Source organism: Natronoarchaeum rubrum (assembly GCF_024494695.1).
Window position 1 is genome coordinate 344065 of sequence record NZ_JANHDP010000003.1, and the last position, 19248, is coordinate 363312.

Annotated in this window: 25 protein-coding genes; 13 read left to right on the top strand and 12 right to left on the bottom strand. The window is 68.0% G+C overall.

Features of this window, described 5'->3' with window-relative positions; genetic code table 11:
- The first annotated feature begins 39 nt into the window (after positions 1–39).
- On the top strand, positions 40–1047 hold the full coding sequence (locus NO931_RS09350; RefSeq protein WP_256392072.1) for an AIR synthase family protein: 1008 nt from the start codon (positions 40–42) through the stop codon (positions 1045–1047).
- Between the two features lie 22 nt (positions 1048–1069).
- On the opposite strand, the gene NO931_RS09355 is transcribed toward NO931_RS09350, so the two are convergent.
- Positions 1070–3814 (bottom strand): DNA-directed DNA polymerase, encoded by a 2745-nt coding sequence (locus NO931_RS09355; RefSeq protein WP_256392073.1) that lies wholly within the window; start codon positions 3812–3814, stop codon positions 1070–1072.
- Between the two features lie 201 nt (positions 3815–4015).
- Between NO931_RS09355 and NO931_RS09360 the strand changes: the two genes are divergently transcribed.
- The 4 genes from NO931_RS09360 to NO931_RS09375 all read left to right on the top strand — a co-directional run bounded on the left by NO931_RS09360 (position 4016) and on the right by NO931_RS09375 (position 5730).
- Positions 4016–4744, top strand: a complete 729-nt coding sequence (locus NO931_RS09360; protein WP_256392074.1) for a class I SAM-dependent methyltransferase — start codon at positions 4016–4018, stop codon at positions 4742–4744.
- Positions 4745–4805: 61 nt separating this feature from the next.
- Positions 4806–4997: a hypothetical protein gene (locus tag NO931_RS09365; protein ID WP_256392075.1), complete on the top strand. Its 192-nt coding sequence runs from the start codon at positions 4806–4808 to the stop codon at positions 4995–4997.
- Positions 4998–5037: 40 nt separating this feature from the next.
- Positions 5038–5208, top strand: a complete 171-nt coding sequence (locus tag NO931_RS09370) for a hypothetical protein (RefSeq protein WP_256392076.1) — start codon at positions 5038–5040, stop codon at positions 5206–5208.
- Positions 5209–5280: 72 nt separating this feature from the next.
- The gene (locus tag NO931_RS09375; RefSeq protein WP_256392077.1) at positions 5281–5730 is read left to right on the top strand and encodes a MaoC family dehydratase; all 450 of its coding nucleotides are present in this window, start codon (positions 5281–5283) and stop codon (positions 5728–5730) included.
- Positions 5731–5735: 5 nt separating this feature from the next.
- On the opposite strand, the gene NO931_RS09380 is transcribed toward NO931_RS09375, so the two are convergent.
- The 5 genes from NO931_RS09380 to NO931_RS09400 all read right to left on the bottom strand — a co-directional run bounded on the left by NO931_RS09380 (position 5736) and on the right by NO931_RS09400 (position 9524).
- Entirely contained in the window at positions 5736–7046 is a 1311-nt protein-coding gene (locus tag NO931_RS09380) for an MFS transporter (protein WP_256392078.1), read from the bottom strand.
- A 127-nt stretch (positions 7047–7173) separates the two neighbouring features.
- Complete coding sequence (locus NO931_RS09385; RefSeq protein ID WP_256392079.1) at positions 7174–7698, bottom strand: redoxin domain-containing protein; 525 nt, start codon at positions 7696–7698, stop codon at positions 7174–7176.
- A gap of 72 nt (positions 7699–7770) precedes the next feature.
- Positions 7771–7953 (bottom strand): YHS domain-containing protein, encoded by a 183-nt coding sequence (locus tag NO931_RS09390; protein WP_256392080.1) that lies wholly within the window; start codon positions 7951–7953, stop codon positions 7771–7773.
- A gap of 52 nt (positions 7954–8005) precedes the next feature.
- Positions 8006–8425, bottom strand: coding sequence for a CBS domain-containing protein (locus NO931_RS09395; RefSeq protein WP_256392081.1), 420 nt, complete (start codon positions 8423–8425; stop codon positions 8006–8008).
- 52 nt (positions 8426–8477) lie between these two features.
- A complete protein-coding gene (locus tag NO931_RS09400) occupies positions 8478–9524 on the bottom strand; it encodes a hypothetical protein (RefSeq protein WP_256392082.1) in 1047 nt (348 codons plus the stop codon).
- 168 nt (positions 9525–9692) lie between these two features.
- Between NO931_RS09400 and NO931_RS09405 the strand changes: the two genes are divergently transcribed.
- The 5 genes from NO931_RS09405 to NO931_RS09425 all read left to right on the top strand — a co-directional run bounded on the left by NO931_RS09405 (position 9693) and on the right by NO931_RS09425 (position 12919).
- Complete coding sequence (locus tag NO931_RS09405) at positions 9693–10937, top strand: tripartite tricarboxylate transporter permease (RefSeq protein WP_256392083.1); 1245 nt, start codon at positions 9693–9695, stop codon at positions 10935–10937.
- 108 nt (positions 10938–11045) lie between these two features.
- The gene (locus tag NO931_RS09410; RefSeq protein WP_256392084.1) at positions 11046–11225 is read left to right on the top strand and encodes an HVO_2753 family zinc finger protein; all 180 of its coding nucleotides are present in this window, start codon (positions 11046–11048) and stop codon (positions 11223–11225) included.
- A gap of 2 nt (positions 11226–11227) precedes the next feature.
- The gene (locus NO931_RS09415) at positions 11228–11494 is read left to right on the top strand and encodes an elongation factor 1-beta (RefSeq protein WP_256392085.1); all 267 of its coding nucleotides are present in this window, start codon (positions 11228–11230) and stop codon (positions 11492–11494) included.
- Positions 11495–11742: 248 nt separating this feature from the next.
- Entirely contained in the window at positions 11743–12693 is a 951-nt protein-coding gene (locus NO931_RS09420) for a transcription initiation factor IIB (protein WP_256392086.1), read from the top strand.
- Between the two features lie 46 nt (positions 12694–12739).
- Positions 12740–12919: a DUF7836 family putative zinc-binding protein gene (locus NO931_RS09425; protein WP_256392087.1), complete on the top strand. Its 180-nt coding sequence runs from the start codon at positions 12740–12742 to the stop codon at positions 12917–12919.
- Between the two features lie 22 nt (positions 12920–12941).
- On the opposite strand, the gene NO931_RS09430 is transcribed toward NO931_RS09425, so the two are convergent.
- Positions 12942–13346 (bottom strand): translation initiation factor IF-2 subunit beta, encoded by a 405-nt coding sequence (locus NO931_RS09430; protein ID WP_256392088.1) that lies wholly within the window; start codon positions 13344–13346, stop codon positions 12942–12944.
- A gap of 248 nt (positions 13347–13594) precedes the next feature.
- Here NO931_RS09430 and NO931_RS09435 point away from each other — a divergent pair, with 248 nt between their 5' ends.
- Complete coding sequence (locus tag NO931_RS09435) at positions 13595–13831, top strand: UPF0058 family protein (RefSeq protein ID WP_256392089.1); 237 nt, start codon at positions 13595–13597, stop codon at positions 13829–13831.
- Positions 13832–14029: 198 nt separating this feature from the next.
- Here the strand turns inward: NO931_RS09435 and NO931_RS09440 are convergent, their stop codons facing one another.
- The 3 genes from NO931_RS09440 to NO931_RS09450 form a co-directional block, all read right to left on the bottom strand.
- On the bottom strand, positions 14030–14467 hold the full coding sequence (locus NO931_RS09440) for a DUF555 domain-containing protein (protein WP_256392090.1): 438 nt from the start codon (positions 14465–14467) through the stop codon (positions 14030–14032).
- Between the two features lie 178 nt (positions 14468–14645).
- A complete protein-coding gene (locus tag NO931_RS09445) occupies positions 14646–15443 on the bottom strand; it encodes an enoyl-CoA hydratase-related protein (protein ID WP_256392092.1) in 798 nt (265 codons plus the stop codon).
- Positions 15444–15635: 192 nt separating this feature from the next.
- The gene (locus NO931_RS09450; RefSeq protein ID WP_256392093.1) at positions 15636–16136 is read right to left on the bottom strand and encodes a DUF7523 family protein; all 501 of its coding nucleotides are present in this window, start codon (positions 16134–16136) and stop codon (positions 15636–15638) included.
- Positions 16137–16331: 195 nt separating this feature from the next.
- Here NO931_RS09450 and NO931_RS09455 point away from each other — a divergent pair, with 195 nt between their 5' ends.
- Both NO931_RS09455 and NO931_RS09460 read left to right on the top strand, forming a co-directional pair.
- A complete protein-coding gene (locus NO931_RS09455; RefSeq protein ID WP_256392094.1) occupies positions 16332–17228 on the top strand; it encodes a CbiX/SirB N-terminal domain-containing protein in 897 nt (298 codons plus the stop codon).
- Positions 17225–18331: a DR2241 family protein gene (locus NO931_RS09460; protein ID WP_375142046.1), complete on the top strand. Its 1107-nt coding sequence runs from the start codon at positions 17225–17227 to the stop codon at positions 18329–18331. The genes NO931_RS09455 and NO931_RS09460 overlap by 4 nt, the downstream gene beginning before the upstream one ends.
- A gap of 9 nt (positions 18332–18340) precedes the next feature.
- Here NO931_RS09460 and NO931_RS09465 read toward each other — a convergent pair whose 3' ends face one another.
- Together NO931_RS09465 and NO931_RS09470 are read right to left on the bottom strand one after the other, a co-directional pair.
- Positions 18341–18928 carry a DUF7524 family protein gene (locus tag NO931_RS09465; RefSeq protein WP_256392096.1) on the bottom strand — a complete coding sequence of 196 codons (588 nt, stop codon included), beginning with the start codon at positions 18926–18928 and terminating at the stop codon, positions 18341–18343.
- Between the two features lie 46 nt (positions 18929–18974).
- On the bottom strand, positions 18975–19169 hold the full coding sequence (locus NO931_RS09470; RefSeq protein WP_256392097.1) for a methytransferase partner Trm112: 195 nt from the start codon (positions 19167–19169) through the stop codon (positions 18975–18977).
- Positions 19170–19248 lie beyond the last annotated feature (79 nt).

Genomic DNA, 19248 nt, shown 5'->3' on the forward strand with positions numbered 1-19248 from the left:
AGTAGGAACACGGAAACCGATCGCGTCGGACCGATGGGTATGGACGACGCGGGAAAGATCGACCGTGAGTTCTTCGAGGGAGAGATCGCGCCGCGGTTGGGCGCCGCGCGGGACGACGTGGCGATCGGACCGACCTACGGCGTCGACTTCGGCCTCGTCGAGATCGACGACAGCGTCCTCGCGGTCGCGACCGACCCGATCTCGATCCTGCCGGAACTGGGCTTCGAGCGGGCGGGTCGCTTCGGCATCCGGATCGTGCTCTCGGACGTCGCCGTCTCCGGACTGGCGCCGTCACACGTCGCCGTCTCCTTCGCCCTGCCGCCCGAGACGACCGACGAGGAGTTCGCGCGGTTCTGGGGCGCCGTCGACGAGGAGTGTCGCGATCTCGGCGTCAGTATCGTCACCGGCCACACGGCGCGCTACGACGAGAGCCGGTACCCGTGGGTCGGCAGCGGAACGGCGTTCGCGGTCGGCGACGCCGAGGACGTTGTCCGGCCCGACGGCGCGCGTCCGGGCGACGACCTGCTGGTGACCAAGGGCCCCGGCGTCGAGACCGTCGGTCTATTATCCTCGCTGTTCCCCGAGCAGATCGACCTGCCCGCCGAGACGCTGGCGGTCGCTCAGGAACGGCTCGACGACGTCGAGACGGTGCGGGACTGCGCGGCGGCGGTCGACGCGGGTCGCGTCACGGCGATGCACGACGCGACCGAGGGCGGGCTGATCGGCGCCCTGCACGAGGTGGCCGGCAGCGCCGGCGTCCGCATCGACGTCGACGCCGATGCCGTGCCGACGATGTCCGGCGTCGAAGCCGTGAGCGAGGCGCTGTCGATGGATCACTGGCGCGCGAGCACGGCGGGAACGCTCCTGATCGCGGTCCACCCCGACGACACCGACGCCGTCGTCGCGGCGCTCGAAGCCCGCGGGACGCCGGTCGGCGTCGCCGGCAAGGTAACGGACGGATCGGGCGTCGTCGTGGACGGGGAGCGGGTCGCGGCGCCGAGCGGCGACGCCGCCTGGCCGGTCTACGAGCGACTGCTCTCGGAGTGAGTTGGCGGACCGCGGATCGGGACTACATGAAGCTGCCGAGCCCGGTCTGCTCCTGGCCGCTCTTGACCTCCTCCCAGGAGATGTCGAGCGCTTCGAGGACGCGCTCGATCGGGCCCTGCAGCGTCTTGTCGAGCATCTTCTCGTAGTCGACCTCGAACGCGTCGGGGATCTGGTCCTCGTACTCGAAGCAGATCACGTCCGGATCGCGCTTGAACTCGCCGTACAGCGGGTCGGTCTGCGGATCGAACCCGTTCTCGTTTTCCATGCGCCGGAAGAACTCGGGATGGACCTTCTTCAGGTAGAGTCGCTTCGGCTTCGATCCGCTGGTGAAGTTCGTCCCGAGCAGCATATTGGCGTACTTGGCGCCCCGGACCTGCGCGGTGTCAGTGTCGTAGTTGTCGAGTTTCTTCCCGATGCCGCCGGGGATGCCGATCTCGTCGAGCGAGACGTCGCCGCTCTGGACGCGCTGGATCACCTCGTGGACGTAGTCTTTGACCTCCTCGATGTCCTCACCGCGGACGATCCGGGTGATGACCTCCAGCTGGACCTCCTTGGTGATCGGCGCGATGTCCGAGCGCTGGTACTCGAACCCGGTGATGTCGATGTCGTCGACGTCCTTGCCCTCCTTCCAGACGATGTGACCGGCGTAGCGCTTCTTCGTGCCCGCCTGGAAGAATCGTCGATAGAGCTTCTCGAACTCGATCTGGAAGCGGTGCTCCTCGGCGTTCAGTTCCTCGCGCGCGAACTCGTCGTAGGCGTCGTTGATGTGCTCCTCGATTTCGAAGGACTGCTCGATGGCGTCGTCCTTCGGGACGTCGTCGCCGAGCTCCAACATGACAGAATCAGTGTCACCATAAATAACCTGATATCCGAGGTCGTTCGCCGCTGTTTCGGTGAACTCGATAACGTCTCGCCCTGTTGCGGTTACGGCGGCCCCCATCTCCTTATCGTAGAGGCGGAACCGATCCCATCCCAGGACCCCGTAGAGAGAATTCATAATAACCTTGACAGCTGCTTGCTGCCGGTCGAACCGCTCGTAGTCCTGGCTGTCGGGGTCGTTCTCGTTCCGGAGGGACTTCTTCTCCTCGCGCTCGCTGAGGAGTTCGTCGACCATCTCCCGGATGATGCCGTCCGGCTCCTTCCGGAAGTGGGTCCCATTGGGCGCGCGGTAGGTCTCGCCGTCGTACGCCTCGGGGTCGACCTTGGTCTCTGGTGAGGCGTTGGTCGTCACCATGCACATCGGGTACAGCGACTTGAGGTCCAGCACGGTGACGTTCTCGCGGACGCCCGTGATCGGGTCGAACACGGCGCCGCCCTCGTAGTCCTCGCCCTCGTGGCGGCCCTTCGAGGGGAGCGCGAAGTCGCCGTGGACCTTGTGGAGCACGTACATGTCGACCGCGTCGCCCGGCGTCGGCGCGTCTTCGAGCTTGCAGCCGACGAACGATCGCACCTCGTCCCAGAACGCGACGATGTCCTGCTTGCGGTCGAGTTCGACGCAGAGCTCGACGTCCCGGAGGTTGTACTCCAGCAGGCGCTCGGGATCCTGCTCCCAGAGGTCGCCGATGTCGCCGGTGTAGCGTTCCTTGCCGACGCCGAGCTCCTGCTCGCCGACGGCGTCGAGCCGGTAGGATTCGAGTTCGGTGAACTGCGTGCGCTTGTAGGCATAGAGCAGGTCGAACACGACTCGGCCCTTGATGTCCGGACCGCCCCAGCCGCCGGCCCAGACCTCGTTCACTCGCGAGAGCCGGTCGTAGGACAGTCCGAGATTCTCCAGCCGGTTCACCAGATACGGCGCGTCGAAGTCCTCGAAGTTCCAGCCCGTCAGCACGTCCGGATCAGTATCCTCGACGTACTCCAAGAACGCCCGGAGCATCGCCTCTTCGGAGTCGAACGTCCGGACCTCGTAGTCGGCGTCTTCCGCCATGGGGTCGTACTCACCCAGGGCTTCGGGCGCGTCGACGCCGCCGACCGGCGCGTCGTAGAGCCAGACGACGTACTCGTCGTCGTAGGAGTCGTGGCTCGTCAGGCAGACGATCGGCTGCTCTGCGTCCTCGGGCTCGGGGAACCCGTGGCGGTCGTCGACCTCGATGTCGAACGTGTTCACGCGGGGCCGAGCGGTCGACTCGACGGCCTCGACCTCGTCGTGGACGACGACGAGCGCGCCCTCCTCGTCGCGGCGCAGGGGTACTTCGATCCCGCTCTCGACGTCCTTGTCGATCAGGAAACGGTTGGGGAACAGGATGTCGGCCTCGAAGTGATCGAACTCGTCGCGGACGTTCCCGACGTCCCGCGGGGTTCGGCCGAAGATCTTGGTCAGCTTCTCGCCCCGGATGCTCTCGAAGTACTCGCCGTTCTCGTCAGTTTCCGCCGAGCCCGTCAGGACGTCGTACTCGTCCTCGGGCGGGCGCTCCAGCGAGTCGGTCGGCGCGTAGAAGTACGGCCGGAAGCCGATCACCTTGACGTGCTCGGGCTCGTCGTCGGCGTCGCGGCCGAACACGTGCATGATCGGGCGCTCGCTCGGCCCGTTGCCCTCGATCGTGTAGTCGACCTGCATCACGGCGAGCGTCTTGGTCTCGGCCGGCTCGCCGTACTGCGCGTCGACGCCCTCACGCGTCGGGTCGATCGTCTCGATGCCGTCGCCGGTACCATCGCCCGCGACGGCGCGTGCCTCCGCTGCGGCGTGGGCCTCCCGGCCGTCCTCGGCGTCGTCGGCCCCCGAACCGATGTCGCCGAACGTCATCTGCTCCGGGGTCCCCGAATCGGTCATGTCGTTCGGATTTGCCGCCACCGGGTAAAAACTGTCGTGATGCTGGGCCCGAGTGGGTGAGCAGGCGCGTGAGTGGACGGCTGAGTAGGTGAGAAAAGAGCGGACGACGCCGCTGTTCGGTACTCGGCACCGTCGCCCAATTCGGGACTCGCTACCGCATCTCGTTACGGATTTATTACATTTGAGAGTGTGGCACAGAGTATGACGGACCACGATCCGTACGGCCGAGCGATCCGGGACCACCACGAGGGCGAGCGCGAGGCGCCGCTCCGCGATGTCGACGGCGCCGAGGTGCGCGAACACCCCATCGAGCGGTTTTACTTCGGTGAGTTCGACCCTGAGACCACCCCCGACGGCGAGTGGCTGGTCGAGCGGCTCGACGGCCCGCTGGTCGACCTCGGCGCCGGTGCGGGCCAGCACGCCCTGTACTTTCAGCGGCGCGTCGAGACGGTCGCGCTGGAAGTGAGCGATCACCTCGTCGAGACGATGCGCGACCGCGGTGTCGCGGACGCGCGCCGCGGCGACATGTTCTCGCTGCGCGAGACGTTCGAGCGCGACCGGTTCCGGTCGGCGCTCGCGCACGGTACCCAGCTCGGACTCGCCGGGTCGATGCGGGGAGTGAGCGAGTTCCTCGGCGATCTGGCGCACGTGACGACGCCGGACGCGACCGCGGTCGTCGACGCCTACGACCCGACGCGAGAGAACGCGTCGGACTTGCTCGGCTACCGACCGGACCCGACGCCCGGCCTCGCGCACCGGACGTACCACTGCGAGTACGAGGGCGACGTGGGGCCGACGCTGCAGTTCCGCCTGTTCAGTCCCGATCGGCTGCGGGAAGCCGCGGTCGGGACGGGCTGGACGGTCGCAGAGATTGTCCACAGCGGGGGCGGCGCCGACCCACACTACCGCGCTGCGCTCCGGAAGCGCTGACGGCGCCACCGCACGATCGCGAGCCCCAGAAATTATCACGCAGTGTGAACAAGGACCCGACATGGTCCACTGCCCCGAGTGCGAGGCGACTCTCGCCGAGGCGTCGGACGTGGAGTTCGTCGAAACGGACGCGGAGACGGGAATCATCGCCGCGTCGAAGCGGTTCTACGCCGTCGAATGCGTCGAGTGCGGGACGACGCTGGGAAGCGGCGTCGCCGGCGCGAAGGCGGGCGGCGGTGGCGGCGCCGTGTGAGGGAACAAGAATTATAATCCGTCCATCACAATCGGCGGTCATGGTCCACTGTCCCGAGTGCGACGCGACCCTCGAAGAGCCCTCCGACGTCGAGTTCGTCGAAATGGACGCCACCACCGGCTTCTTCGCCGCCTCGAAGCGGTTTTACCTGACCGCCTGCGGCCACTGCGGCGCCGCGATCGGCGGCGGCGTCGCCGGCGCCAAAGCCTGAGGACGATCGGGAGACCACCGAAACCGAGCGCTCCACCAAGCGCTTTTCACGCCCGCGCGTGACCTCGAACTCATGACGGGGCGCTACTACGAGGAGTTCGAGATCGGCGAGCGGATCGCCCACGAGAAGCGCCGCACGATCTCCGAGAGCGACAACCAGCGCTTCTGCGACAAGACGATGAACCAGCAGCCGCTGCATCTCGACGCCGAGTTCGCCGCGGAGACGCAGTTCGGCGAGCGCGTGGTCAACGGGCTACTCACGATGAGCCTCGCGGTCGGGCTGACGATCCCCGAGACGACCGACGGGACGATCGTCGCGAACCTCTCCTACGACGAGGTCGAACATCCGGCGCCGGTGTTCCACGGCGACACGATCCGCGCGGCGACGACGGTGCTCGACAAGCGCGAGACCAGCGACGGCGAGCGCGGCGTCGTCACGATGCAAGTAGAGGCGTTCAACCAGGACGACGAACTGGTCTGCGAGTTCGAGCGAACCGTGCTCGCCAAAAAGCGCCCCGAGTAGCTCGCTCACTCGTCGGCCGTCCCGGCGGCGGGTGGATCGGTCGAGCCGGCGTCGGACGCCGAAAACGGATTTTCGACGGCGTAGGTCGCCGCGACGATCGCCAGCATCGCGGCCGCCATGACCGCGAGGCCGCCGCTCGGCGACATCGCGTCGGCGAGGCCGCCGCCGACGAACCGGCCGATCACGATGAAGACGCCGTAGACGAGCGACGCCGTGCTCAGTACCGTCGCCCGGCCGAGCGAGGGCAGCCGGTCGTTGAGATACTGCCCGCGCAGGGCGTAGGAGATGCTCTTGCCCGCGCGGGCGACGAAAAAGGCCGGGATCGCGGCAGCGGGCGCGACGACCATCGCGAGCAGCGGGACGGCGACGAGGACCGGCGCAATCGTGAACCAGCCGCCGATCCCGATCTGCTCGCGCAGCGCGCCGGTGTAGTACGTCGCCGCGGCCGAGACGAGCATGAAGCCGGCGTACAGCCAGCCGAGCCGCGCCTCGGGGACGCCCAGGTCGACGCTGATCGGCTGGACGAACAGATCGACCGTCTCGGGAACCGCCAGCAGCACGGCCGTCACGACGATAAATGAACGAAGCGGCGGCCGGAGGAACTGGTTTCGGACGACGGAAATAGCGTCACTCGCGGTGAACCGCTCGTCGGCGGCGCCGCCGCTCGTCGTCGGAAAGGTCAGCAGGATCAGGACGCCGCTGGCGGTGATCGCTGCGGCGCCGTAGAACGGCACGACGCGGTCGATCGTGTAGATGTAGCCGCCCGCCAGCGACGTGACCGCCGAGGTGAGCAAGAACCCGGCGCTCGCCCGACCCTTGATCCGGGCGTACGCCTCGGTGGTGTGTCGCTGGTCGAGCGTATCGTAGAGCCAGGCGTCGCCCGCGCCCGAGCGGAACGTGACGCCGACGCCCCAGACGACGTACAGCAGGCTGAACTCCGCGACCGAATCGGCGATCGTAAACCAGAGCATCACCCCCGTGACCGCGGCGCTGGAGACGATCAGGCTGTTCCGGCGTCCCAGCCGATCGGCGACGTAGCCGGTCGGGATCTCGCCGGCGACCGTGCCCGCGAAAAAGAGCCCGTTGACCAGCCCGACCTCGCCGTAGCTCAGCCCGCGGTGGAGCAAGAACAGCGTGACGATCGGGTAGATGAACCCCTCCGATCGCGAGGCGACGTACAGGTAGTACTTCGCGACGACGCGGGCGACGGACTCCTCGTCGCGCGCGCCGGATCCGCCCTCGTCGTTGGCCTCGGATTCTCCGGCGTCGGGCTCGCCCGCGTGCTCGTCGGCCCCGTTTTCGGCGTCGTCGACCACTCGTCAGGGTTGGCCGAGCGATCGGGTAACGGTTTGGGCAACCGGCAAGGCTGCGCCGCGGCGTCACGACGCCGTGGCGACGCCACCGCGAGCGACGCCGACAGCCGATCGGTCGCCGCGCACTCGGTCAGTCGTCGACGCGGTACTCGACGGTCGGCGCGTCGACGTCGACGCCGAGGTCGGTCAGCGCGGCCGCGACGGCATCGAGCGGCGGCGGGCTCGGCGTCGCGAACGGGTCGGCCTGCCACGCGTGGCGCACCGTCCAGTCGGCGTCGACGACGACGAACCCGCGACCCGGGATGTCGCGGTGGCCGTGCCAGTCATCCAGGCGAACGTCGTAGGCGTCGGCGACGCCGGCGTGGAAGTCGCTGACGACCGGAAAGTCGAGGTCGAGATCCTCCGCGGCGTCGGCGTTCGCGAAGATGCTGTCCCCGGTGATCGCCCAGACCAGTAGGTCATCGCGGTCGGCCCAGCCGGCGGCGCCGAGCGCCCGCAGGTCGTCCTCGCAGACCGGCGCGTGGGCCGACGGGACGAACGCGAGCACCGTGGCCTCGACGCCGTCGACGAACCGGTGGAGATCGTACATCGCCGTATCGCGCCCCACGACGCCGGGTAGCGAGAAATCGGGCGCCTTCTGTCCGACTGAGAGCATGGGTGTCGTTCGGTCGCGAGGCCGAAAGAAGCTGCCGGAGCGTCGCGAGTTGCCGACACGGACCGGACCCGCTCAGACGTACTCGTCGGGCGAGTCCTCGAACGCCGCCTTGCAGTCATCGGAGCACACGCGGTAGATCTCGCCCTCGTACTCGACGGTGAGCGTGCGCCACTCCTCGTCGCGATAGTCGGACTCGGCCGGATCGCCCGTCCGGATCTCGGTGCCACAGACCGGACAGCGCGTCGTCGTGCTCACGAGTACCGCGTCTCCTCGACGGGCGGGCTATCGGTGATGTCGCGTCTCATGGTCAGAATCGCGGCGACTGAGCTTCGAGCACGTCGCCCACGTCGGCGAACTCGTTGGCAAGCAGGACCAGCAGGTCGTCGAGCGAGACGATCCCCGCAAGCGCGCCGTCGCCGTCGACGACCGGCAGCCGCCGAACGCCGGCGTCGCTGAACGTCTGGACGAGCTCGAACGGGGCAGCGTCGGTGCCGACCGTGACCGGGTCGGCGGTCATCAGGTCGGTGGCGTCGAGATCCGCGACCGTCCCGTCGGCTCCGACGGTCGTCGCGATCTGCCGGTCGGTGACGATCCCGGCCGGCTCGTCGCCCTCGGTGATCACGACGGCGCCCACGTCGGCCTCGGCCATCCGCTCGGCGATCGCCGCGGCGCCGTCCTCGCGCGTCGCCGTTACTACCTCCTCGCGAGCGATCTGGTCGACAGTCATCCCATCCCCGGACGGGGCTACCACGCCGCCGTCCGTAAATGGCGGGTAGCCGTCAGGCGGTCGCGTTCGCGTCCTCGTCGCTTTGCTCGTCCTCCGCGTCGGCGTACTGCTGTTCGATCTCGTCGACGCACTCCTCGTAGTTGGGGTTCGACGCCTGCGTGACGACGCCGAAGTCCTCGTCGAGCACGAGCACCGTCTCGACGACCACGTCGGTCGCCCGCGCGTCGCCGATCAGTTCGTTCCCGTCGATCGTCGTCGGCGTCGAGATCTCGCTCTCGTCGATCGTGCTGGTGTCGAGTCCGCTCTGGACGTAGTAGCGCAGACCAGCCTCATAGGCGTAGGCGTCGCCCTCGACGGTCGCCGACGAGCAGCCGTCGAACGTCACCGAGGGGCTCTCGCCGTCGGCGTCGTCCTCGGTCCCGGTCGCGTCGTCAGTGTCGGCCGACTGGACCTCGGCCTCGTCGGCGTCAGTGTCAGTCGACTCGCTTTCGGATTCGTCGGTGTCGGTCGCGCCGCCGTCGGTCTGTAGCGCCTCGACGCCGCTCGCGGTCGTTCCGGCGTCCTCTGCTCCAGCACCCGCCAGCACGGAGTCGTTGGTCGGATCCGTAACGTTCGGGGCGGTCACGTTGTACGCGCCGAGTCCGAGTCCCTCGATCGCGTCGCCCTCCAGCGTCCCGGTGACGTTGGCGGTGTAGCCGTCTTCGGGGCTCGCGCTCGTCACGACGCCGCTGAGGTCGTACCGGGGCAGGTCCTCGCCGCTCGCGTCGGCGCTGACGTTGCCGGTCACGACGCAGAGTTCGCCCCGGCAGTCGACGGTGCCGTTGGCTGCGTCGTTCGCAGCCGCTATCTCGCCGACGACGACGAGTTCGTACCGGAGTTCGCCCTCGATCTCGTCGCCCGGTTCGAGCCGGACTGATACGTTCACGCGGTCCGTGTCGACCGTCCGGTTCTCCTGCGCCGCCGTCGCGTCGTCCGGCGTTCCGCCGGCGTCTCCCTCGTCCTGCAACAGCGCGCCGCCGGCGAGCACGACGCTCGCCCCGACGACGGCGAGTAGCAGTACCAGTACGATCACTCCTCGTCGAACTCCGTTCGCTGCCATACAGTGTTCTGGCTCGTGATGGAATAAAGGCGAACGTACCACCCGGCGTCGGGATGACTGAAGTTGGTTGCCGACCGCTACCGGACGGTCCCACGGGCGGCACCGGTCGCAGGCGTCCGCCGACATCGACCACAGGTTTACCTCGGAAGCCGGGGCGAGCACGGGCCGATGGAGGCACTCGGCGTCAAGGCAGTCGTCGACCCGCAGCTGACAGCGCTGGTGCTGGCGTGGGTCGCCGGCGGCGCCGCGCTGGGCACTCTCACAGGATTAATCCCGGGCATCCACGCCAACAACGTCGCGCTGGTGCTGGCGTCGATCGCGCCGACGCTGCCCGGACTGCCGCTGGGCGTCGGCGTCGGCATCCTGTCGGCCGGCGTCGTCCACACCTTCGTCAACGTCGTGCCCGCGCTGGCGCTGGGCGTGCCGGACGCCGAAACCGCCGCGACGACGCTGCCGGGCCACCGGATGGTGCTCGCGGGTCGAGGCGGGGAGGCGATCCGGCTCTCCGCGCTCGGCAGCGGCCTCGCGGTGGTGGCGGCGGTGCCGCTGGCGATGCCGCTGACCCGCGGGGTGACGGCCGTCTACCCGACGCTGTCGGCCAACGTCGCGATCGTACTGGGGGCCGTGCTCGCCGGGCTGGTCGCCGCCGAGTCCGGATTTCGGGCGCGGGCCGGCGGTGCGCTCGCCCAGGCGGCCAGCGGGGCGCTCGGCGTCGTCGCGCTCGACGCCGACCCCGCCGCGCCGCTGGAAGCCGGCGGCATGCTCGCACCGCTGTTCGCCGGACTGTTCGGCGCGCCGGTCCTGCTGGAGGCGATGGAGGGCGGCGGCGTCCCGCGACAGACGGGCACCGCCGTCCGATCCTCGCGCCTGCGCGTCGCGCTGACCGCGTTGGCGGGAGCGATCGCGGGCGCGGTCGTCGGCTATCTCCCGGGAATTTCGGCGGCGATCGCCGCGGTCGCGGTGCTGGCTTGCGTCCCGGGCGGCGACGACGACCGCGCGTACGTCGTCGCGACCAGCGGCGTCGACACGGCCAACGCGATCTTCGCGCTGGTGGCGCTGGTCGCGCTCGGCCGGCCCAGATCGGGCGTGATCGTCGCCTTCGAGCGGACCGAGGCGCCGCTGACGCTGGCCGTGCTCGTCCCCTGCGTCCTGCTGGCCGGCGTCGTCGGCTTCCTCGTCACCCTCTGGGTCGGCGACCGCTACTTGCAGCTGGTCGGGCGACTGAATCAGCGACGCCTCTCGACCGGCGTTTTGCTGTTGCTCGGCGTCCTCTCGGGGCTGTTCGCCGGCTGGATCGGCGTCGTCGCGTTCGTCGTCGCCGCGGCGATCGGGCTGGTGCCGGCGCGGGCGGGCGCCCGGCGCGTCCACCTGATGGGCGTGTTGCTGGTGCCACTGCTCGTCTCGTCGGCGTGAGAGCGAGCGGCTGCGGATATCGGATCGCTGCACGTCAGGAGTGAACGGGTGTCACGTCCCGTGTGTCGAAAGACAACCGTTAAAAGCGGGCGGGCGGAAGTGAGTCGTATGAGTCAGTCCCAGCAGAAGCGAGCGCAAAAGTGCGTCTCGTGCGGGATCAACATCGCCGGCACGAGCGCCGCCTCGTTCAAGTGTCCCGACTGTGGCACGCAGATCGTCCGGTGTGCGAAGTGTCGCAAGCAGAGTAACCTCTACAAGTGCCCCGACTGCGGGTTCATGGGTCCCTAACAATGGGGAAGGTAGCCGCGTCCGTCAAGGTCATGCCGCAGAGCCCGGACGTCGACCTGGACGACCTCCAGGACCGTCTCGAGCAGTCCCTCCCCGAGGGGGCGAAGATCAACGGCGTCGAGCGTGACGACGTCGCCTTCGGACTGGTCGCGCTGCTCCCGACCGTGATCGTCCCCGACGACGCGGGCGGTACCGAGGCCGTCGAGGAGGCGTTCGCGAACGTCGACGGCGTCGAGAGCGTCGAAGTCGAGAACGTCGGCCGCATCTAAGGCGTCCTCGTTTTCCCCGTTCATCACGATTCCGTAGCGGCGCCGCCGGACGAGCCGCGAGACGGCACGACGCCGGAGGAGAGTTCTGCCCGTCGATCTATATCTGGATTATCGGTGGCGTCAATATGCGAGTGTACACCAATAACTAAGTTGCTACTCTCGCAGCACATATAAAAACGGCGATAACTATATAGGTAACGCTATCTTACCCGATGTAACCGAGATTACATCATCGGCCCCCTCCAGCCATGAGCGACACAGAAACGCGAACGAGCGTCCGAGAGTCGGAAAGCGAGACGACGACCGAATCGACCGGCGAGTGCCCCGAGTGCGACGGCAGCGTCGTCCACGACGAGGAACATGGGGAAACGGCCTGCGAGAACTGCGGGCTGATCGTCGACGAAGACGAGATCGATCTCGGGCCGGAGTGGCGCGCCTACGACGCCCGAGACCGCGCCGAGAAGTCCCGCGTCGGGGCGCCCGCGACGAAACTGATCCACGACGAAGGTCTCTCGACGAACGTCGGCTGGCAGGATCGCGATGGCTACGGGCGGACGCTCTCGGCGGATCAGCGCCGACGCGCCCAGCGGTTGCGGAAGTGGAACGAGCGCTATCGGACGCAGGATTCGAAGGATCGCAACCTCCGGCAGGCGCTCGGCGAGATCGACCGGATGGCGAGCGCGCTCGGCCTGCCGAAAGACATCCGCGAGACCGCCAGCGTGATTTATCGCCGTGCGCTCGACGAGAACCTGCTGCCGGGGCGCTCGATCGAGGGCGTCGCGACGGCGGCGCTGTACGGCGCCGCCCGGCAGGCGGGAACGCCTCGCAGCCTCGACGAACTCGAACGGGTGAGTCGCGTCGGGCGCCGCGAGTTAACCCGAACGTACCGGTACGTCTGTCGCGAACTCGGGCTGGAGGTCGAACCGACGAAACCCGAGCAGTACCTCCCGCGGCTCACGTCCGCGCTCGAACTCGACGAAGACGTCGAGCGCCGCGCGCGCTCGCTGCTGTCGACCGCCAGGCGAGAAGGTCTTCACAGCGGGCGAAGCCCCGTCGGACTGGCCGCCGCAGCGGTGTACGCGTCGTCGCTGCTAACTAATCACAAGGTGACCCAGGAGGCGGTCGGCGAGGCGGCGTCGGTGAGCGAAGTGACGATCCGGAACCGATACACCGAGTTGCTCGACGTCGTCGAAGACTGAGGATCGCCGGCAACTTTTTTGCCGTGTCGTTGCGTACCACACTCGCATGGACGAGGCGACTGTGAAACTGTTGTGTCCCGAGTGCGACAAAAACTGGCAGACGACGGTCAACGATCTCCCCGCCTCCCAGAAAAACTTCCACTGCCCGAACTGTCACGCGACTCGACAGCTCGCGGAGTTCATGCAGACCGACCGCGACCTCGAGACGCTCCAGCAGTTCGAGTAGTCACTGCACGTAGCGCCGGAACTCACTCGCCGGCGGGCGAGCGCGCACCGCAGGCCTCGCAGCGAAGCAGCAACGCACCCTGTTCTCGCTCCAACTGCGTGTCCGGCAGTCCGCACTCCGGGCAGAGGACGTACTCCTCGACGTAGGCGTCGATCGCATCGTCGATGCGGGACTCGCGGAACTCGCCCGTCAGACGGGCTCGCCCGCTCTCGTCGATCTGACCGCTCGTGCCGAGCTCGTTCTGGAGGAACTTGACGACCCGATCCTCGTCGCGGCCGAGCCGGTCGACCGTCGTCTGGAAGTTCTCGTACACCGTGGCGTTGCCCTCCTGGCGAACGTCGGGATCCGGGACCGAGAAGCGCTCGCTGCTCCCCTCGATGTCCGGCGTCTCCGAGAGCGCGCGGTCGAGTTGGTCCTCGTAGTCCATGTGGGACAGAAGCCGATACGGTCGTAAAAATCTTCAGCTATCCGACGACGAACAGGTTCAAACGCCGATGGATCAGACCGCTGCCGTGCCGTAATCGACTGTCTTATCAGCGTCGATACAGTTGGTAACGAGACGGTACGGGCCGGTAAATTGCCCGTAACGAACTCCACGAAAGTGGTTAACACAGCCGTGTGGTAACGGGACTCAAGATAATAATATAACCCTGCAGTCGTTAGATGCTCTTGCCTATGAAGAAGCAGGAGCTCATCCACCTTCACGGTCTGCTCGCAGAGGTATCGAACAATTACGAGGAGTACAACGACACGGCGCTCGACTTCGAGTCCTACGACGATCTCGGCGTACGACCGACATCGATTCACAAGTCCAAGACCGACCACAAGGCGGCCGTTTTCGCGCTCGCGAAATGTATCACGAGCGACGTCGACCACGAGGAGACCGAAACCGTCGCCGCGACCGCCGACTGAGTTCCGACCTTACGCGCAGACGCCTCTCTGACGCTCCTGGCCCGACGGGGCCGCTGCTGTCTTCTCTCTCCAAACGACTCATCAGCGTTCGCCGTGTGATGCGATCCGCCAGCGGCGTCTCCGCGCGCCGCTGGCGAGCGGTGAACCGAGAACTGTCGTCGATACGCCGGCGCGGCGTCGCTCGGCGCAGCGGGGCGATTACTCGATCAGATCCTCGAACTCGGGGAGGACCTCATCGTCGTCGGACGCCGATTCCTCCGAGTCGTTCGACTCGTCGTTCGTCGACTCGTCGTCCTCGTCTTCGATGACCTCGACGTCGAGCACCTCCAGCGGGATGTTCTCGAGGCGCTGACCGATCTCTTTCCGGGCGATCCGAGAAGCGTGTTCCTCGCGCTCGACGTTGAACACGGTCATCTCCAGTTCGAGCGCGACGAGGCTCTCGTCGGCTGCGATGAACGCTGGCTCCATGCTCTCCCCGCAGTGGGGACAGGACCGCTCGCCCATGTTGATCTCGACGTAGTTGAGGTCGGGATTGAGCATCTCGCCGGTCTTCGAGATGGCGATCCGGACCGCCTCGTCCGGTGACTCGACGTCGTACACCGGCACCGCGGCCTCGACGACAACTCTGCAGTTCATGGTCATCTTGTTTTTCGGAGCCCGACAGTATGAAGGTTAGCCCCGATCAAACGAGCCGGTTCCAAGCATTCCCACTCAGCACCGTCGCTCGGGCGTCTACTTCCGGAACGGCGTCGGACCGATCGCGGAGGACCGTCGCCGCCCCTCCGATATCGCTTCGGCGTCGCCCCGGGCCGCGCTATCGCCCCTCGAACTCGGGGTCGCGCCCCTCGAAGAACGCTTCGACGCCCTCGACGTGATCGTCGGTGTCGAACGCGGCGGCCTGCGCGGCGGCTTCGTCGGCGAGCGCGGCCGAGAGCGACTGTTCGAGCCCCCGACCGAGCAGCCGCTTGGCGTGTCGGAGCCCAACGGTCGGACCGGACGCGACCTCGGCGACGAGCTCGGCGGCGCGCTCCTCGAACTCGTCGTCCGGATAGACGTGGTTGACCAGCCCGAGTTCGGCCGCGCGCTCGGCGTCGAGGATCTCGCCGGTGAACACCAGTTCCTTGGCGACGTTCTCGCCGACGAGGCGAGGCAGCAGGTAGGAGGTCCCCGAGTCGACCGATAATCCGACCGCCCGGAACGAAAAGCCGATCGACGCCCGTTCGCTGGCGAGTTGGAGGTCACAGGCGATCGCGAGCGAGGCCCCGGCGCCGACCGCCGGGCCGTCGATCAGCGCGACGGTGGGCAGCGGAAATTCCGCGAGGCGCTGGATCGTTCGGTTGTACGCCCGCTCGACGACGCGGACGCGCTCCTCGACCGACAGGTCGCCCTTGATTCCCTCGACCATCGCCTCGATGTCCCCGCCCGCGGAGAACGCGCCGCCCGCCCCTTCGAGGACGACGCAGCGAGCGTCCGAGTCGTCGACCTCGTCGAGCGCGTCGCGGAGACCGTCGGCCACTGGATGGGACAGGGCGTTTCGCTCGTCGGGTCGGTTGAGCGTGATCGTCGCGACCCCCTTGTCGACATCGAGCAGAACGGCATCCTCGTCGCTCATCGTTGGACCCTTCGATTGCTCTCCCACGGGACTGGGACGGGACGGGATGCCGAGACGGAGCCGCCGCAGCCAGACGTTTCCACGGTACACGCGTTTCGAGTTGTCATGCGTACGTGCCCCACGTCGGCGTCCCGCGGCAAAAGTGTGTGGTAGCGAACGACACGGACCCGGGCCGAGAGCCCGACCCCAAAATCAGCCGTCGACCGGCGGCGTCGGGACGGCGGCGACCGCCGACTCGACGAGCCGAAGCGCGTCGGCGGCGTCGCTTCCCCCGACCACCACGGTGAGTCGGCCGTCGACCGCCGCGGCGGCCTCGACGCCGATTCCCGCCGCTGCGAGCCGTCGGCTGACCGGGCCGAGATCGTCGGCGCCGACGTCACCGTTGGCCGCGATCGCGGTGAGCCGACCGTCCGGTGCGACGCCGACGTCGCCCAGTCGCAGCATGGCGTCCGGGTCGGGCGCGTCCACGATGCCGACGCGGCGCTCCATGGTCACGCGGGCGTCCCGCTCGGTCTCCTCGAAGTCCGGCAGGTCGTCGGCGAACCGGCGGAGCGCCGTCGCGACGGCCTCCTGCTCGCCCTCGACGCTGAGGAAGCGCGCCGCCGCGGAGTAGTTCACGACGCCCGCGCGGAGCGCGTCCACGAGGAACGGATGCTCCCGCGTCGCCTCTCGCGTCCGTTCGGCAAGTGACATGGATGCGTGCTACGGCAGTGATGGCAAAAACGGCTCGGGTATCGCGGGACGGAGTGCGGTCGACTCGCCGCGACGCACGGCGGCGTCGACGCGAGTGTTCGGCCGGACGCCGACGTCGAAATCGGCGTCCCGACCGCCGCAGGAGATGCTGCCCCAGACGAAGCCCCTATGGGAGTTGAGTCCTCAGCGACGAGTATGCAAGCGCTGGTCATCGTGGCCCACGGCTCCCACCTGAACCCCGACTCCAGTACGCCCACCTTCGACCACGCGGACACGATCCGCGAGACGGGCGCGTTCGACGAGGTCCGAGAGGCGTTCTGGAAGGAGGAGCCCCACTTTCGGGAGGTCCTTCGAACCGTGGAGAGCGACGAAGTGTACGTCGTCCCCCTGTTTATCAGCGAGGGCTACTTCACCGAGCAGGTGATCCCCCGCGAGCTGCGCCTGGACGGCTGGGACGTCTCCGAGTGGGACTCCGAGGACGGCGTCAGCGCGACCCAGGCCAGCCTCGAAGCGGGCGACGTCGAGAAGACGATCCACTACTGCGGGCCGGTCGGCACCCACGACGCGATGTCGGACGTGATCGCCGAGCGCGCCGAGTCGGTCACCGCCGGGCGCGACGTCGATCTCTCGGAGGACTTCGGCCTCGCGGTCGTCGGCCACGGCACCGAGCGCAACGAGAACTCCGCGAAGGCGATCTACTACCACGCCGACCGGATCCGCGAGCGCGGCCGGTTCGACGAGGTCGAGGCCGTGTTCATGGACGAGGATCCCGAGGTCGACGACGTCACCGACTTCTTCGAGACCGAGGACATCGTCGTCGTCCCCCTCTTCATCGCGGACGGGTTCCACACCCAGGAGGACATCCCCGAGGACATGGGGCTGACCGACGACTACCGGACGGGCTACGACATCCCCGCCGAGGTCGACGGCCACCGCATCTGGTACTCGGGCGCCGTCGGCACCGAGGCGCTGATGGCCGACGTCGTTCTGGAGCGGGCGGCCGATGCCGACGCCGACGTTGGCGACGCAGTCGAACGGGTGCGCGAGCAAACCCGCGCGGACCGCGCCGACACCAGCGCGGCGGGTGACTGATCGTGAACGCGACGCAGTTCGACGCCCTGCTGTCGGCGATCGAGAGTGACGGCGAGGTCACCTACGACGGCTTCCGCGCGGGAATCGCCGACGGCGCCGAGGAGGGCGGCTACTACATCGAAACGCCCGACGAGCATCGCGAAGGACTCGCCGAGAGCGAGTTTCACGACGCCGCGGCGTCCGCAAGCGACCACGTCACCAACTGGTACTACTGGGAGCGCGTGATCGACGCCGGCGACGAGGCCCGCGAGGCGTTTCTCCACTGGATCGAGCGCGCCGACGAGCACCCCGTCGCGGAGCGCTACGACGCCCTCGCCGACGGCGTCGCGCGCACCTGGGGCGAGCTCTCGATCCGCACGACCGTCGACGAGGACGGCCTGCGGAGCTACACGGTCACGCACGTCGACGACGCTCACGCGGATCCGTCGACGCTGGAGGTCTACCACGACCCGCTCGACGCCCGCGAGCTGTTCAAGACCGACGACGACGGCCGGTACCGCCCGCTCCGGACGGCGCCGACGCTGCCGACCGGTTGGGCGTTCCCCGATCTCGATGGTCACGACCTCGTCAGGACTGTGGACTTCACCTATCCCGCGACCGTCCAGAACTGGCATCGCGAGCGCGAGGGCGCGCTCGACGTGACCGACTGGCGCGAAACCGCCGAGCGCCAGACCGGAATCTACGACGTGCTCGACGAGCTCGACGCCGACGCCGTCGACTGGATCGCCGAGGCCTGCTGCGACGACTCCCAGTGCCTCCGCCGGCGCGAGTGGGAGTTCGACGAGGACCACGAGCTGGCCGCCGACGGCGGGGCTGGAACGTTCCCCTGCCGCGAGCCCTGCTCGCTGGTCGTCGCGGCCGCCCGCAAGTGGACCACGCTCGAAGACGAGACAGAACGGACCTACCAGCTCGACTTGACGCTGAGCGAACTCCGTCAGATCGAGGAGATCGTCGACGCCGTCGCCGACGGCCGGACCGACGAGATCCGCGAGGCGGACGTGTACGACGGCGCGAACCGCTACCGGGCGCGATACCTGCGCGCGAAGCGGTTCGACGAAGAAGGACAGTTCGACGTTACGGAGATCGGCGACGAGGGCGAGTAGCGGGCGGCATCACGGTTTGAGCAGCAATCCGAGCGCTCCGGCGACCGCCGCGACGACCACGAGCACGCCCGCGAGGACAACGCCGCTGTCGACGATCGACGCGACGAGCACGGCCACCAGCAGCGCGCCCCCGGCCAGCGCGACCAGGGCCAGCGTCCCGGGATCGGCGGCGTCGACGCCGTCGACCGATCGCAGCCGCTCGGCTACCGGTCGAACGAACGTCGGCAGCGACGCCGTCGACGCCGGGGGATCGGGCCGCGCGTCGACGTCGGGACCGGCGTCGGGGTCGATCCGAACGGGCACCTCGATCGACGACTTGCCGTAGCCCGTCGAGATCGTCAGCGCGCCGCCGAAGGGACCCTGAGCTCGTACTCTGACAGCCACTCGCTGCGTCGCCTCGGCGTCGAGAAACGGCGCGGGCGTCTCGACCTCGCCCGCGGCGGCCAGGTCGCCGTCGAGCCCGAGGTGAACGTGGGCGCCGTCGCCGTGGTTCACGAGGACGACGTCGAACGAGCCGGACGTCTCGAAGGGGTCGTCGGCGACCGCGATGGCGTGCCGACGCGTCCGGTTGACGTGAACCGTTAACTCCTCTGGCACGACAGTGCGGTCGCGCCGAGGCGACAAAAACTTTGATACCGGCCGATCAGGCGGGCGACTCTTCGCGCATGTCCGGCGGCAGGAGGTTGGGGATGCCGTCCTCGATCGGGTAGTTCTGGCCGCACTCGGTGCAGGTCAGCGTCCCGGCGAGCACTTCGCCGTCCTCAGTCTCGTCGACCTCGAGGTCCAGTTCCTCCTTGTCGAGCGGACAGCAGACGATGTCGAGCAGCGACTCCTTCACTGGGATTCACCCGCGTTCATGCTCGGTAGGTGGCGGGCGAGCGAGAAAAGCGTAGGGGTTTCGCCCGGTCAGCGGAAGT